Origin of the sequence: Streptomyces sp. NPDC007863, from assembly GCF_040633895.1 — a bacterium.
GTDB lineage: Bacteria > Actinomycetota > Actinomycetes > Streptomycetales > Streptomycetaceae > Streptomyces.
The window spans coordinates 21,278-41,065 of record NZ_JBEYEI010000027.1; the positions used below are offsets into that span (position 1 = coordinate 21,278).

Sequence of the window (19,788 nt, forward strand, 5' to 3'; positions counted from 1 at the left end):
CTGCGTGGTGCACTGCGGAATCGATCACCAGCGATCGTTGACGATCGCCTGCGAAGGGACGTCCGTGCACCCGCAGAATCCCGGCGCCTCCCGCCGGACCGCGCTCACCCTCGGCGCCGCGACGGCGCTCACCACCCTCGGCCTCACCGGCGCGGGCACCGCCCACGCCGCGGCCCGGCCGGTCGGCCGGGCCGAGGACCGGATCGCCGCCCGACTGCGCGCCCTCGAGGAGCGGTACGACGCCCGCCTCGGCGTCCACGCCCACGACGTGCGCACCGGCCGCACGATCGCCCACCGGGACCGCGAACGCTTCCCGATGTGCTCGGTCTTCAAGACCCTCGCCGCCGCGGCCGTCCTGCGCGACCTCGACCACGACGGCACCTTCCTGGCCCGCCGCCTCCACTACACCGCCGCCGAGGTCGAGAAGTCCGGCTGGTCCCCGGTGACCAAGCAGCCGGAGAACATCGCGGGCGGCCTGACCGTCTCCGAACTCTGCGACGCGGCCATCCGCTTCAGCGACAACACCGCCGCCAACCTCCTGCTGCGCGAGCTCGGCGGCCCCACCGCGATCGCCCGCTTCGCCCGCTCGCTCGGCGACCCGGTCACCCGGCTCGACCGCTGGGAGCCCGAGCTGAACTCCGGCGAGCCCTGGCGGACCACCGACACCACCACCCCGCGCGCCATCGCCCGCACCTACGGCAGGCTCGTCCTCGGCCGCGCCCTCGACCCCGCCGACCGGGGCCTCCTCACCGACTGGCTGCTCCGCAACACCACCAGCCCCACCCGCTTCCGCAAGGGCCTGCCGGCGGACTGGACGGTCGCGGACAAGACCGGCGGCGGCTCGTACGGCGGCAACAACGACGTGGGCGTCACCTGGCCGCCGGACGGCGGCCCGATCCTCCTCGCCGTCCTCACCACCCGCTTCGAGCAGGCGGCCCCGGGCGTGGACGAACTGGTGGCCGCCGCCGCGGCGATCGTGGCCGAGGAGCTGCGCTAGGGCCCTAGCGGTCCTGGGTCCCGGGGGCCATGTCGTACGTGATCCACATCGTGCGCGTGGCCACCTGGTCGTACTTGGAGCGGGCGCGGTGGTTGTCGTCGGCCGTGATCCAGCGGACGACGCTCCAGCCGCGCTCCGCGCCGATCCCGCGCAGGGCGGCGAGCAGCCGGTCGGCGGCGCCGGTGCCGCGGCTCGCCGGGTCCACGAACAGGTCGTCGAGCCAGCCGCCCACCGACGCGGACAGCGGCCGGGCGAAGGCCCGGAAGTGCGCGAGCCCCACGAGCCGCCCGTCGGCCCCCTCGGCCACCAGCCCCTCCACCTCGTGGCCGGGGTCGTGGAGCCACGACCAGACGAGCGCCGCCGCCTCCTCGCTCTGCTCGACCCGGTAGAAGTCGGCGTAGCCCCGGTACAGGGCACGCCACTGCTCGAAGTCGTCCTCCCGGACCGGACGGACCCGGACGGCGTCGTCGGCGACGGACATGAACGTTCACTCTCCTCGTGCTGCGTGCTGTGGTGCGGGACCAGTGGATCACGCCGCCGGACGGGGCGGAGCGGGGGGCGCGTCGAGGCGCGGGCAGAGTGGCGCGCGAGCGGCCGGGGCACGCTTCCGGTGCCGACGGGAGGGGCCGCGCCCCGCCCGTCCGGGCACCAGGCAGCATCCGAGGAACCGAGGTGAGGATCCGCGTTGGCGACCGACCGCTACGGCAACACCCTGTACGCCTGCACCCCCGAGGGGGCCGCCCATCTGGACCGGGCCGTGGAGGCCCTGCTCTTCTTCCGGCCCGAGGTGACCCCGGCCGTCGTGGACGCCCTCGCGGCGAGCCCCGCGTCGCCCGACGCCCAGGCCTTCGCCGCCTATCTGGGGGTGCTCGGCACCGAGCACACCGGCGCCGCGGCGGCCCGGTCCGGCTTCGAGCGCTTCCTCGCCGGCTGCGACACCTCCGCGCTGCCCGCGCGCGAGCGGCTGCACATGGCCGCCGCCGGCGCCTGTCTCGCCGGGGACCTGCACGGGGCGGGCGGCCTCCTGGAGGAGCTGTCCCTCGCGTACCCGAGGGACGTCCTCGCGCTCTTCGCCGGGCACCAGCTGGACTTCCTCACCGGGGACGCCGTCCGGCTGCGGGACCGGATCGGCGGCGCCCTGTCGGCGTGGGGGAGGGCCGACGAGCACCGGGGGCCGCTGCTCGGCATGTACGCCTTCGGCCTGGAGGAGTCGGGCCACTACCGGCGCGCGGAGGAGACGGGGCTCGCGGCGGTCGAGCGGCATCCCAGGGACGTGTGGGCGGTGCACGCGGTGACCCACGTGTACGAGATGCAGGGCCGGGTCGCCGAGGGCGTCGCCTTCCTCGACGGCCGCGCGGACGACTGGGCGCGCGGCAACTACCTGACGGTGCACAACTGGTGGCACTACGCGCTGTACGCCCTGGAGGCGGGCGCGGAGGAGACCGCGCTGCGCGTCTACGACGCGGCCGTCCACCACGAGGAGTCGGCGGGGCTCGCCATGGAACTCCTCGACGCCGCCGCGTTGTTGTGGCGGCTGCGGCTCGCGGGCCGGGAGGAGCCGGAGCGCTGGGAGCGGCTCGCCGACGCCTGGGCCGCGCGGGCCGATCCGCCGTTCTACGCCTTCAACGACGCCCACGCGGTGATGGCGTACGTGGGGGCGGGCCGGATCGCGGAGGCGGAGGCGCTGGTGGCCGACCGCCGCCGGTGGCTGGCCGACGGAGACGGCGGCGGGGACCGGCGCACGCTCTCCAACCACGCCATGACGGCCGAGGTCGGACTCCCGGTCTGCGAGGCGCTGGTGGCGCACGGGCGCGGGGACCACGCCGCCGTGGTGGAGCTGCTGTGGCCGCTGCGGCGCCGGATCCAGGTCTTCGGCGGCAGCCACGCGCAGCGCGACGCCGTCCAGCGGACGCTCCTCGAATCGGCGCTCGCCGCCGGGGAGCACGACCGGGCGCGGCTGCTGCTGAGCGAGCGGGACGGGCTGCGCCCGGACAGCCCGTACAACTGGCTGGGCAGGGCCCGGCTGGCCGACGCGATCGGTGACGCGGCGCTCGCGGCGGTGGCGCGCGAGCGGGCGGAGGGTGCGGCGAAGGGGCTGAGGCCGGCGGCGCCCGGGCTCGGAGCCGTACCGAACGCACCGCGCTGACCTGCGGGTTCGGCCCCGGATGAGGGGCCGGGCGGCCGCCTCCCCCCGTTCCCTCGCGGAGGCGGACGCCCGGCCGTCGCAACTGACCCGTGCACAGGGGTTGTCAGTGCAATTTCACATTACTATGTTACACCTCGTGCGGCGGACGGCTGTCTCTCCGTCAACTCGCGTTCAGGTTCCGCTGATCGGCCGCGCGACCCCCCTCATCCCCACCCTCATCCAGGAGACCTCGTGTCCCAGCACAGAGTCGTGCGCTCCTCCCTCCTCGCCACCGCGATCGCGGTGACCCTCGTGGCCTCCGCCGGCCAGGCCGCGACCCAGGCCGCCGAGACGCCCGCCCCGCGCGCCGCCGCCGCTCCGTCCGCCGTGCCCGGCGCCTTCGCGCCCGCCGCCGCCGCCGAGCCGAACCCCTTCGACGAGGTGGAACGATTCGCCAAGGCCCGTACGGCCACGCCCGCCCCGGCGCCCGCCCCCGGCGGCACCGGCGACACCAAGGCCCGCGTCCCCGGCCAGGCGAAGAAGGACACCAAGGCCACGGCCGGGAAGAGCAAGGCGCAGGCGGCGCCCGCGCTGGTCGCCGCCGGCGTGCCCTGCACCCTCGACGGCATCACCGGCCTCTCCCCGGCGGCCTTCGCCGACTTCCTCGCCGATCCCGCCGTCACCGCCGACGGCTGTCTGAGCGGCCTCATCTGGACCTGGGACGCCCGTCTCGCCCCGGTCATGTCCGACGCCCACGTCCAGGCCGTCGCGAACCGGATATCCGGCCTGGCCGCCGCCCACGACGGCCGCAACTCCTCCCACCTGGAGGAGATGTTCACCTATCTCCACGCCGTCGCCTACCACGACTTCTCGCGCGACGAGATCGACATCACCGACGCCCCGACCGTCGACGCCGTCCGCCGCGCCATCGCCGCCTTCGGCTCCGCCGCCCGCACCTTCGACGTCACCGCGTCCAACGCCCGCACCCTGCGCGAGGCCCTCTACATCGGCAGCGCCCCCGGCCTGCGCCAGCACCAGCTCGGCCTCATCACCAAGGTGCTCGCCACCATGGACCCGTCGCACCCCGCGACGAACCTCGACCCGACCTGGGCGGGCGCCGCCCTCGCCGGACTCTCCGTCAACTACCTGGGCATCTACTCCGGCAACCAGGACGCCGCCTTCCACGCCGCCGTCGCCGCCGACCCGGCCTACCGCGCCGTCTTCAAGGCCTTCGCCGGCTACACCCACCTCAAGGGCACCGCCAACGCCTGGGTCGCCCGCGACGCGCTCAGCGAGTACGGCCGCTTCGGCGAGGTCGCGGGCCTGCGGGACGGCATCGTCGCCGACCTCGGCGCGATGATCGGTCCCGTCGAGTCCGCCTGGGGCTCCGGCAGCCAGCCCTGGGCCAAGATCGTCTCCTGGCTGAACTTCTACGACGCCTGCGCCCCGTACAACGTCTGCAAGGCCGACATCGAGGCCCGGATCTTCCCGTACACCTACACCTACGACACCGGGACCGGCGCCGCCCTCAAGGTCCGCACCGGCCTCGACCGCGCCACCGTCGACCAGCTGTACTACGCGAGCAAGCAGGTCAAGGCGCACTTCCACCGGGTGGTCGGCAGCGAGCAGCCGCTGGCCGGCGACCCCAACACCACCCTGAACATCGTCCTGTACGGCTCCCGGGCCGACTACGAGAACTACCACCCCATCCTGACCGGGTACGACACGAACAACGGCGGCATCTACATCGAGAACGGCGCCACCTTCTACACGTACCAGCGCCGCGTCCCGCAGGACTCCTCCCTCACGCTGGAGGAGCTGTTCCGCCACGAGTACGCCCACTACCTCAACGGGCGCTTCGCCGTCCCCGGCTTCTTCGGCCAGGGTCCCTGGTACCAGGGCGACCGGACCACCTTCATGGACGAGGGCACCGCCGAGTTCTTCGACGGAGCCACCCGTGACAACGGCATCGCCGTCCGCAAGTCCCTGGTCCGGGGCATCATCAACGACACGGCCGGCGGCGGCCCGCGGATGAACCTCCGCCAGATCCTGCACGCCACCTACGACGGCGACGGCTTCCGCTTCTACAACTACGCGGGCACCTTCTTCGAGTTCCTGTGGACCGAGCGCCCCTCCCTGATCCGCGAGATGTACACCCACCTGCGCAACGACGACGTGGCCGGCTACGACGCCTGGCGCGAGCGGCTCAGCTCCGACCCCGGCCTCCAGCAGGCGTACGACCGCTTCCTGGACGCGCAGATCGCCAAGGTCGACGAGCTCTTCGTGCCGAACACCACCTACACCGCCAACGGCTCCCTGAAGGACTGGGACGTCGCCGCGGTCCGCTCCGCCTTCGCCACCGCCACCTACAACAACCCCGACTGCGTGGAGGCGGGCGAGGCGGGCAAGCGGCGCTTCGTCTGCACCGGCCGGATCACCGCCAACCTGGCGGACGCCGGCAGCCCCGACCGGGTCTTCAAGGACATGTCGGAGACGGTCGACTACTTCATCCTCGACCGGGCGGGCGCCGCCTCCAACAACCTGGCCGACATGAACTGCTCGTTCGGCCCGGTGGACATCTGGAGCAACCGCGTGGCCGGCACGTCCGACTTCCGCTGCGAGGGCCCGCTGCGCAGCTGACCGCACACCCGTCCTGTCCAGGGGCCGCCGGCCCCTGGGCAACGCCTGAAGAATGTGACATATTACTGCCGTGCCCAACAGACACTCCCCGGACGTCGTGATCATCGGCGCCGGCGTCGTCGGAGCCGCCTGCGCGTACTACGCGGCTCGCTCCGGACTCACCGTCGCCGTGGTCGACCGCGGTCCCGTCGCGGGCGGCACCACCGGCGCCGGGGAAGGCAATCTGCTCGTCTCCGACAAGGAGGCGGGCCCCGAGCTCGACCTCGCGCTGCTGTCCACGAGACTCTGGCGTGAACTCTCCGCGGCACTCCCGCCGGAGACCGAGTACGAGCCCAAGGGCGGGCTCGTCGTGGCGCCCGACGAGCCCGCCCTCAAGGCCCTCCGCGCCTTCGCGGAGGGCCAGCGGAAGGCCGGCGTCACGGCCACCGAGATCCCCGCCGACCGGCTCGCCGACCTCGAACCCCACCTCGCCCCCGGCCTCGCCGGCGGCTTCCGCTACCCGCAGGACGCCCAGGTGCAGCCCGCGCAGGCCGCCGCCCGGCTGCTCGCCGCCTCCGGCGCCGCGCTCCACCTCGGCGAGGAGGTCACCGCGATCCTCCGCGGCCCGGCCGGCGCCGTCCGGGGCGTGCGCACCACGCGCCGCGAACTCCTCGCCCCCGCCGTCGTCAACGCCGCCGGAACCTGGGGCGGCGAGGCCGCCCGGCTCGCCGGCGTCCACCTCCCCGTCCTGCCCCGCCGGGGCTTCGTCCTCGTCACCGAGCCCCTCCCGAGGGTCGTCCGCCACAAGGTCTACGCCGCCGACTACATCGCCGACGTGGCCAGCGGCTCCGCCGCCCTCCAGTCCTCCGCCGTCGTCGAGGGCACCCCCGGCGGCCCCGTCCTCATCGGCGCCACCCGCGAACGCGTCGGCTTCGACCGCTCGCTCTCGACCGAGGCCCTGCGCCGGCTCGCCGCCCAGGCCGCCGCGCTCTTCCCGGTGCTCGCCGGCGTCCAGGTGCTCCGCGCCTACCACGGCTTCCGCCCCTACCTCCCCGACCACCTCCCGGCGATCGGCCCCGACCCGCGCGTCCCCGGCCTCCACCACGCCTGCGGCCACGAAGGGGCGGGCATCGGCCTCGCCCCCGCCACCGGCGCGCTCGTCGCCGCCGCCCTCACCGGCGCCGAACCCCCGCTCGACCCGGCGCCCTTCCGTCCCGAGCGCGACTTCGGCCCCGCCGACGTCCCGACCCAGGAGCAGCAGAGTTGAGCCGCCGCACCCCGCGCGCCCTCGTCGGCGGCGCACCGCAGGAGACCTTCACCTTCCGCTTCGACGGCCGGGACATCCCGGCCGCCGCCGGGCAGACCGTCGCCGCCGCCCTGTGGGGCGCCGGCGTCCTCGCCTGGCGCACCACCCGGGGCACCGGCGAACCCCGGGGCGCCTTCTGCGGGATCGGCCAGTGCTTCGACTGCCTCGTCACCGTCGACGGCACCCCCAACCGCCGCGCCTGCCTCGTCCCCGCCCGCCCCGGCGGCCTCGTCACCAGCCAGGAGGGAACCGGCCATGACGACCTCGCCGTCTGACCCCACCGAGGGCGCCGACCTCGCCGTCGTCGGCGCCGGGCCCGCCGGCCTCGCCGCCGCCGTCACCGCCGCCGCCCTCGGCCGCACGGTCACCCTCCTCGACGCGGGCGCCGGCCCCGGCGGCCAGTACTACCGCCACCCCGACCCGGCCCTCGGCGCCACCCGCCCCCAGGCCCTGCACCACGACTGGGCCGCCTTCGCCGGCCGCGAGGCCGAACTGCGGGCCTACGAACGGGCAGGCCGCATCCGGTACCTGGCGAACCGTCAGGTCTGGAGCGTCACCGGCTCCGGCACCGACTGGACCGTCCACTCCCGCACCGACGACCGGGCCGGGCGGCCCGTACGCGCCCGCGCCGTGCTGCTCGCCACCGGGGCGTACGAGCGCCAGCTCCCCTTCCCCGGCTGGACCCTGCCCGGCGTCGTCGGCGCCGGGGGAGCGCAGGCCATGCTCAAGAGCGGGCTCGTGCTGCCCGGGCGCCGGGTGGTCGTCGCGGGCAGCGGGCCGCTGCTGCTCGCCGTCGCCGCCTCGCTGGCCGCCGCGGGCGCCCGGGTGCCCGCCGTCGTCGAGGCCGCCGGATACGGGGCGTACGCCCGCCACACCGGCACCCTGCTGCGCAACCCGGCCAAGCTCGCCGAAGGCGCCCTCTACGGCGGCGCGTTGCTCCGCCACCAGGTCCGCCCGCTGCTCCGGCACGCCGTCGTCGAGGCGCACGGCACCGACCGCGTCGAGGCGGTGACCGTCGCCCGGCTCGACCGCGACTGGCGTCCCGTGCCCGGCACCGGCCGCCGCGTCCCCTGCGACGCGCTCGCCGTCGGCCACGGCCTCGTCCCCGAACTCTCCCTCGCCACCGCCCTCGGCTGCGCCACCCGCACCGCCGCCGACGGCACCGCCGCCCTCGTCCTCACCCCCGCGCTGCGCACCTCGGTGCCCGGCGTGTGGGCGGCGGGCGAGACCGGCGGGGTCGGCGGCGCCCCCCTCGCCCTCACCGAGGGCGAGATCGCGGCCCACTCGATCGCCGGACGGGCCGTCCCGGCGGCCCTCGCCCGGCGCCGCGCCCGGCTGCGGGCCTTCGCCGACGCGATGGGCGCCGCGCACCGGCCCGGTGCCGGGTGGACCGGCTGGCTCCGCGAGGAGACCGCCGTCTGCCGCTGCGAGGAGGTGCCGGCCGGGCGGGTCCGCGAGGCGGTGGAGGAGCTGGGCGCCACCGACGCCCGCACGGTCAAGCTGCTGACCCGCGCCGGGATGGGCTGGTGCCAGGGCCGCATGTGCGGTCCGGCGGTGGCCGCGCTCGCCGGCGGCGAACCCGCCGCCGACCGGCGCCCGCTGGCCTGTCCGGTGCGCCTCGGGGAGCTCGCCGAACTCCCCGCCGACTAGCCGTTTTCCGTGGTGGTCACACCCTTGTGGCCGCCGCACACCCCTTAGTAAAATGTCACACACTACAAAGGAGTACGCCATCATGACCGACACCCGCATCCGCCCCTGGCACGGCATCATGGTCGCCACCACGCTGCCGCTGCGCGAGGACCTCTCCATCGACCTCGACGCCTACGCCGAGCACGTCCAGTGGCTGATCGCCCACGGCTGCGACGGCGTCGTGCCCAACGGCTCCCTCGGCGAGTACCAGACCCTCACCGACGCCGAGCGCGCCGCCGTCGTCCGCACCGCCGTCGCCGCCGCGGGCGACGGAGCACGCGTCATGCCCGGCGTCGCCGCCTACGGCTCCGCCGAGTCCCGCCGCTGGGCCGAGCAGGCCGCCGAGGCCGGCGCGGGATCCGTCCTGCTCCTGCCGCCCAACGCCTACCGCGCCGACGAGGCCTCCGTCCGCGCCCACTACGCCGAGGTCGCCCAGGCCGGGGTGCCGATCGTCGCCTACAACAACCCCATCGACACCAAGGTCGACCTCACCCCCGCCCTTCTCGCCAAGCTCCACGCCGACGGCACCATCGTCGCCGTCAAGGAGTTCAGCGGCGACGTCCGCCGCGCCTACGAGATCGCCGAACTCGCCCCCGGACTCGACCTCCTGGCCGGCGCCGACGACGTCCTCCTGGAACTGGCCGTCGCCGGCGCCGTCGGCTGGATCGGCGGCTACCCCAACGCCCTGCCCGAGTCCGCCGCCGCCCTCTACCGCGCCGCCGTCGCCGGCGACCTCACCACCGCGCTCCCGCTCTACAAGGCGCTGCACAGCCTCTACCGCTGGGACTCCAAGATCGAGTTCGTCCAGGCCATCAAGCTCTCCATGGACATCGCGGGCCGTCACGGCGGGCCCACCCGCGCCCCGCGCCTGCCGCTCACCGGAGCCGTCGAGACCGCCGTCCGCGCCGCCACCGAGAAGGTCCTCGCCGAAGGCCTCCGCTGACCCCAGGGAGAGAGACACAGCCCATGCGCACCCGACACGTCTACCACGCGGTGGACTCCCACACCGAGGGCATGCCCACCCGGGTCGTCACCGGCGGGGTGGGGGTGATCCCCGGCGCCACCATGGCGGAGAAGCGGCTCCACTTCATCGAGCACCGCGACTCCCTGCGCACCCTGCTCATGTACGAACCGCGCGGCCACGCCGCCATGAGCGGCGCCATCCTCCAGCCCCCGACCCGGCCCGACGCCGACTACGGCGTCCTCTTCGTCGAGGTCTCCGGCCTGCTCCCGATGTGCGGCCACGGCACCATCGGCGTCGCCACCGTCCTCGTCGAGACCGGCATGGTCCCGGTCGTCGAACCCGTCACCACCGTCCGCCTCGACACGCCGGCCGGCCTGGTCTCCGTCGACGTCCGCGTCGAGGACGGCGCCGCCCGCTCCGTCACCCTCACCAACGTCCCCGCCTTCAGCGTCGGACTCGACCTCAAGACCGAGGTCCCCGGGTACGGCACCGTCACCTACGACCTCGCCTACGGCGGCAACTTCTACGCCTTCGTGGAACTCGACGCCCTCGGCCTTCCCTTTGACCGCGCCCACAAGCAGGATCTGCTGACCGCCGGACTGGCGATCATGGACGCGATCAACGCGGGCGAGGACCGGCCCGTCCACCCCGAGGACCCGGCCGTCGCGGGCGTCAAGCACGTCTACCTCGCCGCCCCCGGCTCCGACGCCGTCCGCTCCCGGCACGCCATGGCCATCCACCCCGGCTGGTTCGACCGCTCCCCGTGCGGCACCGGCACCAGCGCCCGCATGGCCCAGCTGCACGCCCGCGGACTCCTCCCGCTCGGCACGGACTTCGTCAACGAGTCCTTCATCGGCACCGAGTTCACCGGGCGACTCGTCGCCGAGACCACCGTCGGCGGCCGGCCCGCCGTCGTCCCGACCGTCACCGGACGGGCCTGGATCACCGGCACCGCCCAGTACTTCCTCGACCCCACCGACCCCTTCCCCGCCGGATTCCTGCTGTGACCGCCCTCCCCGCGGACGGGATCCGCGTCACCGACTACCACACCGCCGGCGAACCCTTCCGGATCGTCGCCGAAGGACTGCCGCCCGCCCCCGGCGACACCGTCGCCGAGCGCTGCGCCACCGCCATCGGCTCCGGCGGCTCCGGCACCGCCCCCCGCCCCGGCCCCCTGGACGCGCTGCGCCGCCTCCTCGTCCAGGAGCCGCGCGGCCACGCCGGGATGTACGGCGGCTTCGTCGTCCCGCCCGACGACGACGGCGCCCACCTCGGCGTCCTCTTCTGGCACAAGGACGGCTTCTCCACCGCCTGCGGCCACGGCACCATGGCGCTCGCCGCCTGGGCCGTCGACAGCGGACTCGTCCCGTCCGGCGACGGCGACCGGGACGTCCCGGTCCGCGTCGACGTGCCCTCCGGGCGGGTCACCGCCACCGTCCACCGGGCCGCCGGCCGCACCACCGGCGTCACCTTCCGGAACGTGCCCGCCCGGGTCACCGCCCGCAAGGTCCCCGTCGCCACCGGCCTCGGCATCGTCGAGGCCGACCTCGCCCACGCCGGAGCCTGCTACGCCTCCGTCCGCGCCCGCGACCTCGGCCTCACCGTGGACAAGGCGTCCCTGCCCGCACTCACCCGGGTGGGACGGGAGATCCGCACCGCGCTCGCCGGGCACCCCGCCACCTGGCACCCCGACGGGCCGCTGCTCTCCGGCGTCTACGGCGTCATCCTGTACGAGGACCTGCCCGACACCGACCGGGGGCCGCGCCAGCGGAACGTCACCGTCTTCGCCGACGGCCAGACCGACCGCTCCCCGTGCGGCTCCGGCACCTCCGCCCGGCTCGCCCTCCTCGCCGACGAGGGCCGCCTGGAGGAGGGCGAGGTCCTCACCCACGAGTCCGTCGCGGGCACGGTCTTCACCGGCCGCGCCGTCCCCGGCGGCGACCCCGCCGGCGGACTCGTCACCGAGGTCACCGGCACCGCCCACCGCACCGGCACGGCGCACTTCACGCTCGACCCGGACGACACGCTCGGCGCGGGGTTCCTGCTGTGAGCACCCCGCCGGTGCCGTACCTCGACGGCGGCGCCGTCACCCGGGCGCTCGCCCCGGCCGCCGCCGTCGAGGCGCTCGCCCAGGTCCTGCGGGACGGCCTCGACCCCGAGACCTGCCCGCCGCGCTCCGCCGTCCCCGTCCCGGCCGGCGAACTGCTGCTCATGCCGGCCGCCGCCGGGGGGTGGGCCGGGGTGAAGATCGCCGGGGTGGCGCCCGGCAACACCGCCCTCGGGCTGCCCCGGATCACCGGGAGCTACCTCCTCCTCGACGGGGCCACCCTCAGACCCCGCGCCCTCCTCGACGGCGCCGCGCTCACCGCGCTGCGCACCCCGGCCGTCTCCGCCCTGGCGGTCCGTCACCTCACCTCGGGGGACGGGCCGTTGCGGGTGGTCGTGTTCGGCTCCGGCCCGCAGGCGTACGGTCACGTCGACGCGCTCCTCGCGGTGCGGAAGCTCGCCTCCGTCACCGTCGTCGCCCGCGACCCCCGGCGCGCCGAGGGGCTCGCCGCGTACGCCCGGGGGATCGGCGTGCCGGAGGGCCGTACCGGCACCGCCGGCGAGGTGGCCGAGGCCGACCTGGTGGTCTGCTGCACCACCGCGCGCGAACCCCTCTTCGACGGACGGCGGGTGGCGCCGGGCACGGTGGTCGTCGCGGTCGGCTCGCACGAGCCGGACGCCCGGGAGACCGACACCGCGCTCGTGCGCCGCTCCGAGGTGTGGGTCGAGGCCCGCTCGGCGGCCCTCCGCGAGGCCGGCGACCTGCTGATCCCCGAGGCGGAGGGGGCGATCGGAGCCGGACACCTCACCGGCACGCTCGCCGATCTCGTCAGGGGACCGGCCCTGCCGGCGCCGGGACCCGCTCCCCGCCTCTTCAAGAGCGTGGGGATGGCCTGGCAGGATCTCGCCGTGGCCGTCGCGGTCCACCGGGCGGCCACCGGCTGAGCAACGTGACATTGTACGCTGGTCGTCTGCGGATTCTCGGAGGAACGGCGTGGGTGACCTGAAGCAGCACAGTCTCATCAAGGCCCAGGAGCGGCTTCGCGACCAGGTGGGCCACGCGCTGCGCGCGGCGCTCACCGCCGGGGAGCTGAAGCCGGGCACGGTCTACTCGGCCCCCGGCCTCGCGGCCGAACTGGGCGTCTCCGCGACCCCGGTCCGCGAGGCCATGCTCGACCTGGCCCGCGAGGGCCTCGTCGAGCCGGTCCGCAACAAGGGCTTCCGGATCACCGAGGTCAGCGAGCGCGAGCTCGACCAGTGCACCGAGCTGCGGATGCTCATCGAGGTGCCCACGGTCGGCCGGGTCACCGAGACCGCGACGGCCGAGGAGCTGGAGGCGCTGCGTCCGCTGGCCGAGGAGATCGTGGTCAACGCCCGCGAGCACAACCTCATCGGCTACCTGGAGGCCGACCGGCAGTTCCACCTCACCCTGCTCGGCCTGTCCGGCAACGACCGGCTCGTGGAGACCGTGGGCGATCTGCGCAAGCGGTCCCGGCTCTACGGCCTGACGGGGCTCGACGAGGCGGGCAAGCTGATCAGCTCCGCCGAGGAGCACGTCGAACTCCTCGACCTCATGATCGCCCGGGACCGGGCGGGCGCCGAGGCGTGCATGATGCGCCACCTCGGCCACGTCCGCTCGCTCTGGGCCGAGGCCCGGGACGAGCCGGTCGAACCGGCGGCCGGCGCGCTGCGCTCCGTGCGCAAGAACTGACGCCCCGGCACACGCGAACGGCGCGCCGCCCTCCCCTCGGGGAGCGCGGCGCGCCGTTCGCGTGGTGGCGCGGGCGGGGTCAGGCCGCCGGGGCCGGGAAGGTCGGGTACTCGACGCCCGAGACGTGCTGGACGACGCGGATGACCTGGCAGGAGTAGCCGAACTCGTTGTCGTACCACAGGTACAGGATCGCGTTGTCGCCGTCGACCTTGGTCGCGCCGGCGTCCACGATGGAGGCGTGGCGCGAGCCGACGAAGTCCATCGAGACGGCGTCGGGAGCCGTGGTGAAGTCGATCTGGCGCTTCAGCGGCGAGTGCAGCGAGACGTCGCGGAGGTACTCCAGGACCTCGTCGCGGGTGGTCTCGCGGCCCAGGCGCAGGCTGAGGATGGCGATCGAGACGTCCGGGACGGGGACGCGGATCGAGCTGCCCGTGATCGGGGCCTTCAGCTCCGGCAGCGCCTTGGCGACGGCCGAGGCGGCACCGGTCTCGGTGATCACCATGTTGAGCGGCGCGGAACGGCCGCGGCGGTCGGCCTTGTGGTAGTTGTCCAGCAGGTTCTGGTCGTTCGTGAACGAGTGGACGGTCTCCACGTGACCGCGCAGCACGCCGTACTCGTCGTCCATCGCCTTGAGCGGCGGGACGATGGCGTTGGTGGTGCAGGAGGCGCAGGAGAGGATCTGCTCGTCCGGCTTGATCGTGTCGTGGTTGACACCGTGCACGATGTTCGGCACGTCGCCCTTGCCGGGCGCGGTGAGGACGACCTTGTCGATGCCCGGACGCAGGTGCTTCGACAGACCCTCGCGGTCGCGCCACTTGCCGGTGTTGTCGATCAGGATGGCGTTCTCGATGCCGTACGCCGTGTAGTCGACCTCGGAGGGGTCGTTGGCGTAGATGACCTTGATCGTGTTGCCGTTGGCGACGATGGTGCTGTTCGCCTCGTCGACCGTGATCGTGCCCTGGAACTGGCCGTGGATCGAGTCCCGGCGCAGCAGGGAGGCGCGCTTGACGAGGTCGGCCTCGCCGCCGCCGCGCACGACGATGGCGCGCAGCCGCAGGCCGTTGCCCGAACCGGCCTTCTCGATGAGGAGGCGGGCGACGAGGCGGCCGATGCGGCCGAAGCCGTAGAGGACGACGTCCCGGCCGTCACGGCGCTCGATCTTGTTCGCACCCGTGGCGCCGGCGACGGCCTCCGCGGTGAACTCCTCGACCGTCAGGCCGCGCGAGTCGGCCTTGTACTCGGCGGCGAGCATGCCGATGTCGATCTGCGAGGGACCGAGGTCGAGCGTGGTGAGCGTCTGCAGGAAAGGCAGCGTCTCGGTGACCGAGAGCTCCTCGCCGGCGATCTGGCGGGCGAAGCGGTGCGTCTTGAGGATGCTGACGACCGACTTGTTCACCAGGGAGCGGCTGTGAACGAGGACGGTGACGTCCTGCTCACGGTGCAGCTTCCCGATGATCGGGATCATCGACTCCGCGATCTCCTCACGGTTCTTCCAGCTGGTGAACGAGTCATCATTGACAGTCACAAGATTTATCTTTCGAGCTAGACGGCGCTCATATGGTAACCCGCAGGTCCTCGGCCCCGACAGGGGGGCCCGAACGTCTGTCCGCGAGCTCACACGTCCGGCCCCTGGAACCGGTCGGCGACCAGCCGCCGCAGCTCCTCAGCCGACCCGGGGGCCAGCCGGTAGATGCCGTGGAGGCTGTTCGCGCGCAGGAGCCTGCCGTCCTCCACGTACTTCAGCGTCCGCTCGCCCCGCCGGGAGGTGTAGGTCAGCCGGCCGAGCAGGTCTCCGGGGACCACCGTGTCGAAGGAGAGCGGTGAACCCGGCGGGCCGAGCAGCACCTCCGTCACGAAGCCGGTCTTGAGCCGCCGCCAGTACAGGAGCTTCGCGTAGTCGTCGTCGTGGAGCTCGGCGCCCGCCTCCTCGTGGGTGAGGACGCGGGACACCTCCATCGACCCCAGCACATGGAGCCGGGTGCGGTGCGCCCGCACCGGATAGACGGTGTCGCCGGGCCGCACCCCGGCCCGCCGGAAGCTGGGCTGCGAGGCGTAGGGCCCGCCGAAGAGGATCGTCGGCCGCAGGCCCTCCTCCCCGGAGCGCTCCAGCTCCCGGCAGAGCTCGTTGGTCCACAGCGTCGTATAGGAGTTCGCCACGGCAGCACGGTAGGGGCGGCCACCGACAGCGCCCGCCGGTGGCGCCCTCCGCAACCGCCCTCCGCTCAGGCGAAGGCGTGCGCCCGGAAGGCCTCGCGGACCCGGGCCAGCGGAGCCGGGTCCCGGGTCACGTACAGCCGGTTGGTGAGGAGCACCGCCCAGCGGGACCGGGCGGGGGAGACCCACATCGCGGTGCCGGTGAAGCCGAAGTGCGCCCACACGTCGTCCGCGGGCCCGGTGCCGGGCGCCGGATGCCACAGGAGGCCGCGCGGCGGGTCCAGGGCGCCCGTGCCGACGCGCAGGGAGGCGGCCGTCCAGGCGGCGGAGAAGGTGCCGGGCGGCGGGGACAGCACCCCGCGCAGGAAGCGGCCGGTGTCCCCGGCCGTGGTGAACACCCCGGCGATCCCGCACGCCCCGCCCAGGAGCCGGGCGGAGAAGTCGTGGACCGTGCCCCGCAGCCGGCGGCCGGACTCCTCGTCGTACTCGGTGGGCGCGCAGCGGACCGCCTCCGCCGACGGCAGCGGTCCCCAGCGGGTCTCCCGCATGCCCAGCGGCGTCCACACCCGCTCGCGCGCCAGCTCGGCCAGCGGGCGGCCGGTCAGGTGCTCGGCCAGCCAGCCGAGGACGAGCGCCGCCCGGTCGGTGTACGCGACGGCCGAGCCCGGCGGGTGCCGCAGCGGCTCCGAGAGCACCCCGTCCCTGATGTCCTGCGGATCGGAGCCGTACAGGAAGCGCAGATTGGCCCGCAGCGGCATCCCGGCGGTGTGGGTGAGCAGGTGGTGCGCGGTGACCCGGCCCACCGGCCGGCCGGCCGCCGCCGGCCAGAGCGAGCCGAGCGGCGCCGCCGGGTCCAGCTTCCCCGCGTCGACCAGGGTCCCGGTCACCGCCCAGACCGTGAGGATCTTGGTGAGGCTGGCCACGTCGAAGAGGGTGTCCGGGCGGACCGGCTCCCCGGGCAGCTCCGGGTCGAGGACGCCGACCGCGCCGGCCGAGCGGGTGCCGGAGGCGTCGCCGACCGCCCACACGGCCCCCGGGCACACGCCGTCCTGGACCGCCCCGGCCAGCAGCCGGGCGTAGGGGGGAACTTCGCTGCGCTCCGCCACGGACGCCTCCGGCAGGGCTCGGAGCGGCCACGGTCCGGCCGCACCCGGGATGCATGCCCGCCCGGGGCGGGGAGGACACCGTTCCGGCCCGGACGGCGTCAGTCGGTGGCCGGCTCGCAGACGACCTCGTCGCGCGGCGTGTAGTGGGTCTTGAAGGTCTGCCGCTCGACCTCCTCGCCGCCGTTCTTGAAGACCCGGTCGACCGCGATGTCGAAGCCCTCCAGGGGCTCCTGCGGCACGCACGTCTTGCCGGTGGCCTCGCGCTTCTCCGGCTTCGTGATGTTCGTGCGCGGCCCGGCCACCGCCTCCACCGAGTCGTACTTCTTGGTGCCGTAGAAGGTGATGGTCACCGAGGAGTCCGTGGCGCTCGCCGCGATGTAGATCGGCTTGCCGGAGTCGTTGCGGAACTTCTGGTCCAGGCTGCCCCAGGCGACGGTCGCCTCCCGGCCGGCCGGGTAGCGCTCGATGTAGAAGGAGTGGGCGCCGTACTCGACCGGCTGCACGCCGGCGAAGAAGACCGCGTTGAAGACGGTGGTCGCCACCGCCGACACACCGCCGCCGGGTGCCTCCTGGTAGCGGCCGTCGAGGATCATCGTGCCGTCGACGAAACCGTTCTCCTCGGTGCGCTCGCCGACCGTCTCGTTGAAGCTCCACACCTCGCCCGGCCGCACCAGCGAGCCGTTGATCAGCTCGGCGGCCCGGCCGATGTTGATCGTCCGGTAGGGCGCGGTGGGGAAGTTCACGGTGAAGGTCGACATCTGCTCCTTCACGCCGAGCGAGTCGAGGGTGGCGGAGCTCACCTGCGGCTGGGTGACCTTGGTGGCGACGGCGCCGGTGCGGGCCGCGTCGCCGGTACGGGTGAGCAGCGGGTCCACGGCGGCGGCCAGCGACTTCTCGGTCACCTCGCGGCCCGGCTTGCCCTCCTTCACCACGACGACCTTGCCGTCCCGCACGCCGAGGGTGCCCTCCACGGGCGCGCCCGTCATGGCGGCGAGAGGCCGTGCGACGTCCGGGTCGCGCAGCAGTGCGGCGGAGTCGAGGGAGCCGGTCAGCCGGCCGCCCTCGTTCTTCACGGTCAGGTGGTCGCCGAGGGTCTCGGGGGAGATCCGCAGCCGCTCCTCGTCCACGGTGAGCGTCACCGGCCCGGAGACGGCCGGGCGGGCGTACGCGTCGAGGAAGCGGGTCAGCTCGGCGGCGGGCAGCTTCGGCTCGGTCAGCGACACCGGCAGGGCGACGGCGGCGGCGCCGGGGGCGGCCGGGTAGGCGGCCCGCAGGGCCTCGGCGGCCTTCGCGGTGTCCAGCTTCTGCCCGGTGACGGGCCGGGCGGCGACGGCTTCGCCGTCCCGGAAGGAGACCGAGCCCTCCTTGACGGCCCGGTCGTTCCGCTTCGCCAGCGCGGCGACGGCCGCGTCGGTCTTCGCGGTGTCCTGGGCGAGGACCGGCTCGATCTCGCGGTCGCCGGAGGAGAAGAGGCGGCCGATGACGGTGAAGGGGTCCTTGGACGGGTCGGCGGCCCGCTCGGCCGTCGCCTCCGCGTCGACCGTGAGCCCGGCGGTGGCCGGGGAGACGCTCTCCGTGCGCTCGCCGACCCGCACCGCGATCGGCGCCGTCCACGCCGCCGGCGCCTGCGCCCGCAGCCGCTCGGCGGCCTCCGCCTTGCTGAGGCCGCCTATGTCGATGCCGCCGGCCCGGGTGCCGGCGGATATGTCGTCGCCGGTGGCCACGAGTCCGGCCACGTAGAGACCGCCCGCCACGACGGCGACGACGCCCGTGGCGATCGCGGCCGTCCGCCACCGTGGGCGGTTCGCGGCGGCGGGCGTCGGGGCATGGTCGGTCCTGGGGCGGGGCACACGCTCTCCCGGTGCGTCGGGGACAAGGGGATCCTCACGACGGTACGTCGAAAGAGTGTCAAATGCACATAAAGCCCTGCTGACCTGCGCCGATACCCCCTGCGACGCCCCCGCCACAGAGGGTGCGGTCCGCGCCCGCGCGGGCCGTACAGGGGCCAGGCCGGGGCCCGGTGGGCGGGCCGCCTCGGGCCCGCAGGAGCCCGTCCGTCGGCCGCCCGCCGGAGCCCGTTCCTCACTCGCCCCCCGGAGCCGGTCGCGTGGGCCGCCGTCCCGGGCCCGCCCCGAACCGCCCCGGGCCCGCCCCGAACCGCCCCGGGCCCGCCCCGAACCGCCCCGGGCCCGCCCCGAACCGATCCGAGCCCGCCCCGAACCGATCCGGGTCCGCTGCGAACCCGTCCCGCTGGCTACCCTGGTCCGATGCCCGCCGACGCCCCGCTTCCGCGACCGCACCTCCCCTCCGAGCCGCAGCGGGGTCCCGCCGGGCCGCGGTCGGTGGAGCGGGCGCTGGAGCTGCTGGATCTGGTGGCCGACGCCGGACGGGCCGTGGGGGCCAAGGCGCTCGCGCGGAGCCTCGGCTGCTCGCTCTCGACCGTCTACCACCTGGCCGGGCCGCTGCTCGCGCGCGGCCACCTCGTCCGTACCGCCGAGGGATACGCCCCCGGGCCCCGCGTCCCGGCCCTGCACCGCGCGCACCTCCGCCACCACGGCCTCGGCGCGTCCACGGGCGAACTGCTCGGGCGGCTGCGCCGGGCGACCGGCGCGGAGGCGTACCACACCGCCTACCGCGACGGCCTGATCACCGTCGTCGACACCACCGCCCCCGTCACCGACACCGCCCACCCCTTCACCCCCGGCCCGGAGGCCCGCGCGCACGCCACCGCGCACGGCAAGGCGCTCCTCGCCGCCCTGCCGCGCGCCCGGCGCCGCCGCTACCTCGCCGAGCACGGCATGGCCCGCTTCACCGAGCGGACCATCACCGGCGCCGAACGCTTCGAGGCCGAGATGGCCGCCGTCCGCGGCCAGGGCTACGCCGTCTCCGTCGGCGAGGCGGACCTCGCGTACACCTGCCTCGCGGTCGCCGTGCCCGACCGCGGCGACGGCATCGTGCACGCCCTGTCCGTCTCCCTGCCCACCGCGGACTTCGCCCGCCGCCAGGGCGCCGTCCGCGCCGCGCTGGCCCGCGCGGTGCCGGACTTTCCGGCCCTGCCGGAATCCTGACCG

17 protein-coding genes are annotated in these 19,788 nt (G+C 74.8%); 12 read left to right on the forward strand and 5 right to left on the reverse strand.

What is annotated here, in order from left to right; all coding sequences use genetic code 11:
• Positions 1-64: 64 nt before the first annotated feature.
• Positions 65-997 (forward strand): class A beta-lactamase, encoded by a 933-nt coding sequence (bla, locus tag ABZ621_RS33085; protein WP_360610161.1) that lies wholly within the window; start codon positions 65-67, stop codon positions 995-997.
• Between the two features lie 4 nt (positions 998-1,001).
• On the opposite strand, the gene ABZ621_RS33090 is transcribed toward bla, so the two are convergent.
• Entirely contained in the window at positions 1,002-1,478 is a 477-nt protein-coding gene (locus tag ABZ621_RS33090; protein ID WP_360610163.1) for a GNAT family N-acetyltransferase, read from the reverse strand.
• Between the two features lie 204 nt (positions 1,479-1,682).
• Between ABZ621_RS33090 and ABZ621_RS33095 the strand changes: the two genes are divergently transcribed.
• The 10 genes from ABZ621_RS33095 to ABZ621_RS33140 all read left to right on the forward strand — a co-directional run bounded on the left by ABZ621_RS33095 (position 1,683) and on the right by ABZ621_RS33140 (position 13,457).
• Positions 1,683-3,143 carry a tetratricopeptide repeat protein gene (locus ABZ621_RS33095; RefSeq protein ID WP_360610165.1) on the forward strand — a complete coding sequence of 487 codons (1,461 nt, stop codon included), beginning with the start codon at positions 1,683-1,685 and terminating at the stop codon, positions 3,141-3,143.
• Between the two features lie 231 nt (positions 3,144-3,374).
• Positions 3,375-5,762, forward strand: coding sequence for a collagenase (locus tag ABZ621_RS33100; protein ID WP_360610167.1), 2,388 nt, complete (start codon positions 3,375-3,377; stop codon positions 5,760-5,762).
• Between the two features lie 70 nt (positions 5,763-5,832).
• Positions 5,833-7,008 (forward strand): FAD-binding oxidoreductase, encoded by a 1,176-nt coding sequence (locus ABZ621_RS33105; RefSeq protein WP_360610169.1) that lies wholly within the window; start codon positions 5,833-5,835, stop codon positions 7,006-7,008.
• Entirely contained in the window at positions 7,005-7,322 is a 318-nt protein-coding gene (locus ABZ621_RS33110) for a (2Fe-2S)-binding protein (protein WP_360610171.1), read from the forward strand. The genes ABZ621_RS33105 and ABZ621_RS33110 overlap by 4 nt, the downstream gene beginning before the upstream one ends.
• Positions 7,303-8,697, forward strand: a complete 1,395-nt coding sequence (locus tag ABZ621_RS33115) for an NAD(P)/FAD-dependent oxidoreductase (protein ID WP_360610173.1) — start codon at positions 7,303-7,305, stop codon at positions 8,695-8,697. The genes ABZ621_RS33110 and ABZ621_RS33115 overlap by 20 nt, the downstream gene beginning before the upstream one ends.
• Positions 8,698-8,779: 82 nt before the next feature.
• Positions 8,780-9,679, forward strand: a complete 900-nt coding sequence (locus tag ABZ621_RS33120; RefSeq protein ID WP_360610175.1) for a dihydrodipicolinate synthase family protein — start codon at positions 8,780-8,782, stop codon at positions 9,677-9,679.
• Between the two features lie 23 nt (positions 9,680-9,702).
• A complete protein-coding gene (locus ABZ621_RS33125; protein ID WP_360610177.1) occupies positions 9,703-10,707 on the forward strand; it encodes a proline racemase family protein in 1,005 nt (334 codons plus the stop codon).
• Positions 10,695-11,750: a proline racemase family protein gene (locus ABZ621_RS33130; protein WP_360610320.1), complete on the forward strand. Its 1,056-nt coding sequence runs from the start codon at positions 10,695-10,697 to the stop codon at positions 11,748-11,750. The genes ABZ621_RS33125 and ABZ621_RS33130 overlap by 13 nt, the downstream gene beginning before the upstream one ends.
• Positions 11,747-12,691 (forward strand): NAD(P)-dependent oxidoreductase, encoded by a 945-nt coding sequence (locus ABZ621_RS33135; RefSeq protein WP_360610179.1) that lies wholly within the window; start codon positions 11,747-11,749, stop codon positions 12,689-12,691. Before ABZ621_RS33130 ends, ABZ621_RS33135 begins: the two co-directional genes overlap by 4 nt.
• 49 nt (positions 12,692-12,740) lie before the next feature.
• Positions 12,741-13,457 carry a GntR family transcriptional regulator gene (locus ABZ621_RS33140; protein WP_360610181.1) on the forward strand — a complete coding sequence of 239 codons (717 nt, stop codon included), beginning with the start codon at positions 12,741-12,743 and terminating at the stop codon, positions 13,455-13,457.
• Positions 13,458-13,536: 79 nt separating this feature from the next.
• Here ABZ621_RS33140 and ABZ621_RS33145 read toward each other — a convergent pair whose 3' ends face one another.
• The 4 genes from ABZ621_RS33145 to ABZ621_RS33160 form a co-directional block, all read right to left on the reverse strand.
• Positions 13,537-14,982: a glyceraldehyde-3-phosphate dehydrogenase gene (locus ABZ621_RS33145; RefSeq protein WP_360610183.1), complete on the reverse strand. Its 1,446-nt coding sequence runs from the start codon at positions 14,980-14,982 to the stop codon at positions 13,537-13,539.
• Between the two features lie 89 nt (positions 14,983-15,071).
• Complete coding sequence (locus tag ABZ621_RS33150; RefSeq protein ID WP_360610185.1) at positions 15,072-15,614, reverse strand: hypothetical protein; 543 nt, start codon at positions 15,612-15,614, stop codon at positions 15,072-15,074.
• Positions 15,615-15,679: 65 nt separating this feature from the next.
• Positions 15,680-16,717, reverse strand: a complete 1,038-nt coding sequence (locus ABZ621_RS33155; RefSeq protein ID WP_360610186.1) for a serine hydrolase domain-containing protein — start codon at positions 16,715-16,717, stop codon at positions 15,680-15,682.
• 98 nt (positions 16,718-16,815) lie between these two features.
• Positions 16,816-18,567: a VanW family protein gene (locus ABZ621_RS33160; RefSeq protein WP_360610188.1), complete on the reverse strand. Its 1,752-nt coding sequence runs from the start codon at positions 18,565-18,567 to the stop codon at positions 16,816-16,818.
• Positions 18,568-18,984: 417 nt separating this feature from the next.
• On the opposite strand from ABZ621_RS33160, the gene ABZ621_RS33165 reads away from it, so the two are divergent.
• Positions 18,985-19,785, forward strand: a complete 801-nt coding sequence (locus ABZ621_RS33165; protein ID WP_360610190.1) for an IclR family transcriptional regulator C-terminal domain-containing protein — start codon at positions 18,985-18,987, stop codon at positions 19,783-19,785.
• Positions 19,786-19,788: the final 3 nt, after the last annotated feature.

What these genes read in the sequence shown, in the direction of transcription:
- ABZ621_RS33090 (WP_360610163.1), bottom strand. Translation starts at nt 1,478, where the DNA reads ATGTCCGTCGCCGACGACGCCGTCCGGGTCCGTCCGGTCCGGGAGGAC.
- ABZ621_RS33115 (WP_360610173.1), top strand. Translation starts at nt 7,303, where the DNA reads ATGACGACCTCGCCGTCTGACCCCACCGAGGGCGCCGACCTCGCCGTC.
- ABZ621_RS33120 (WP_360610175.1), top strand. Translation starts at nt 8,780, where the DNA reads ATGACCGACACCCGCATCCGCCCCTGGCACGGCATCATGGTCGCCACC.
- ABZ621_RS33125 (WP_360610177.1), top strand. Translation starts at nt 9,703, where the DNA reads ATGCGCACCCGACACGTCTACCACGCGGTGGACTCCCACACCGAGGGC.
- ABZ621_RS33165 (WP_360610190.1), top strand. Translation starts at nt 18,985, where the DNA reads ATGCCCGCCGACGCCCCGCTTCCGCGACCGCACCTCCCCTCCGAGCCG.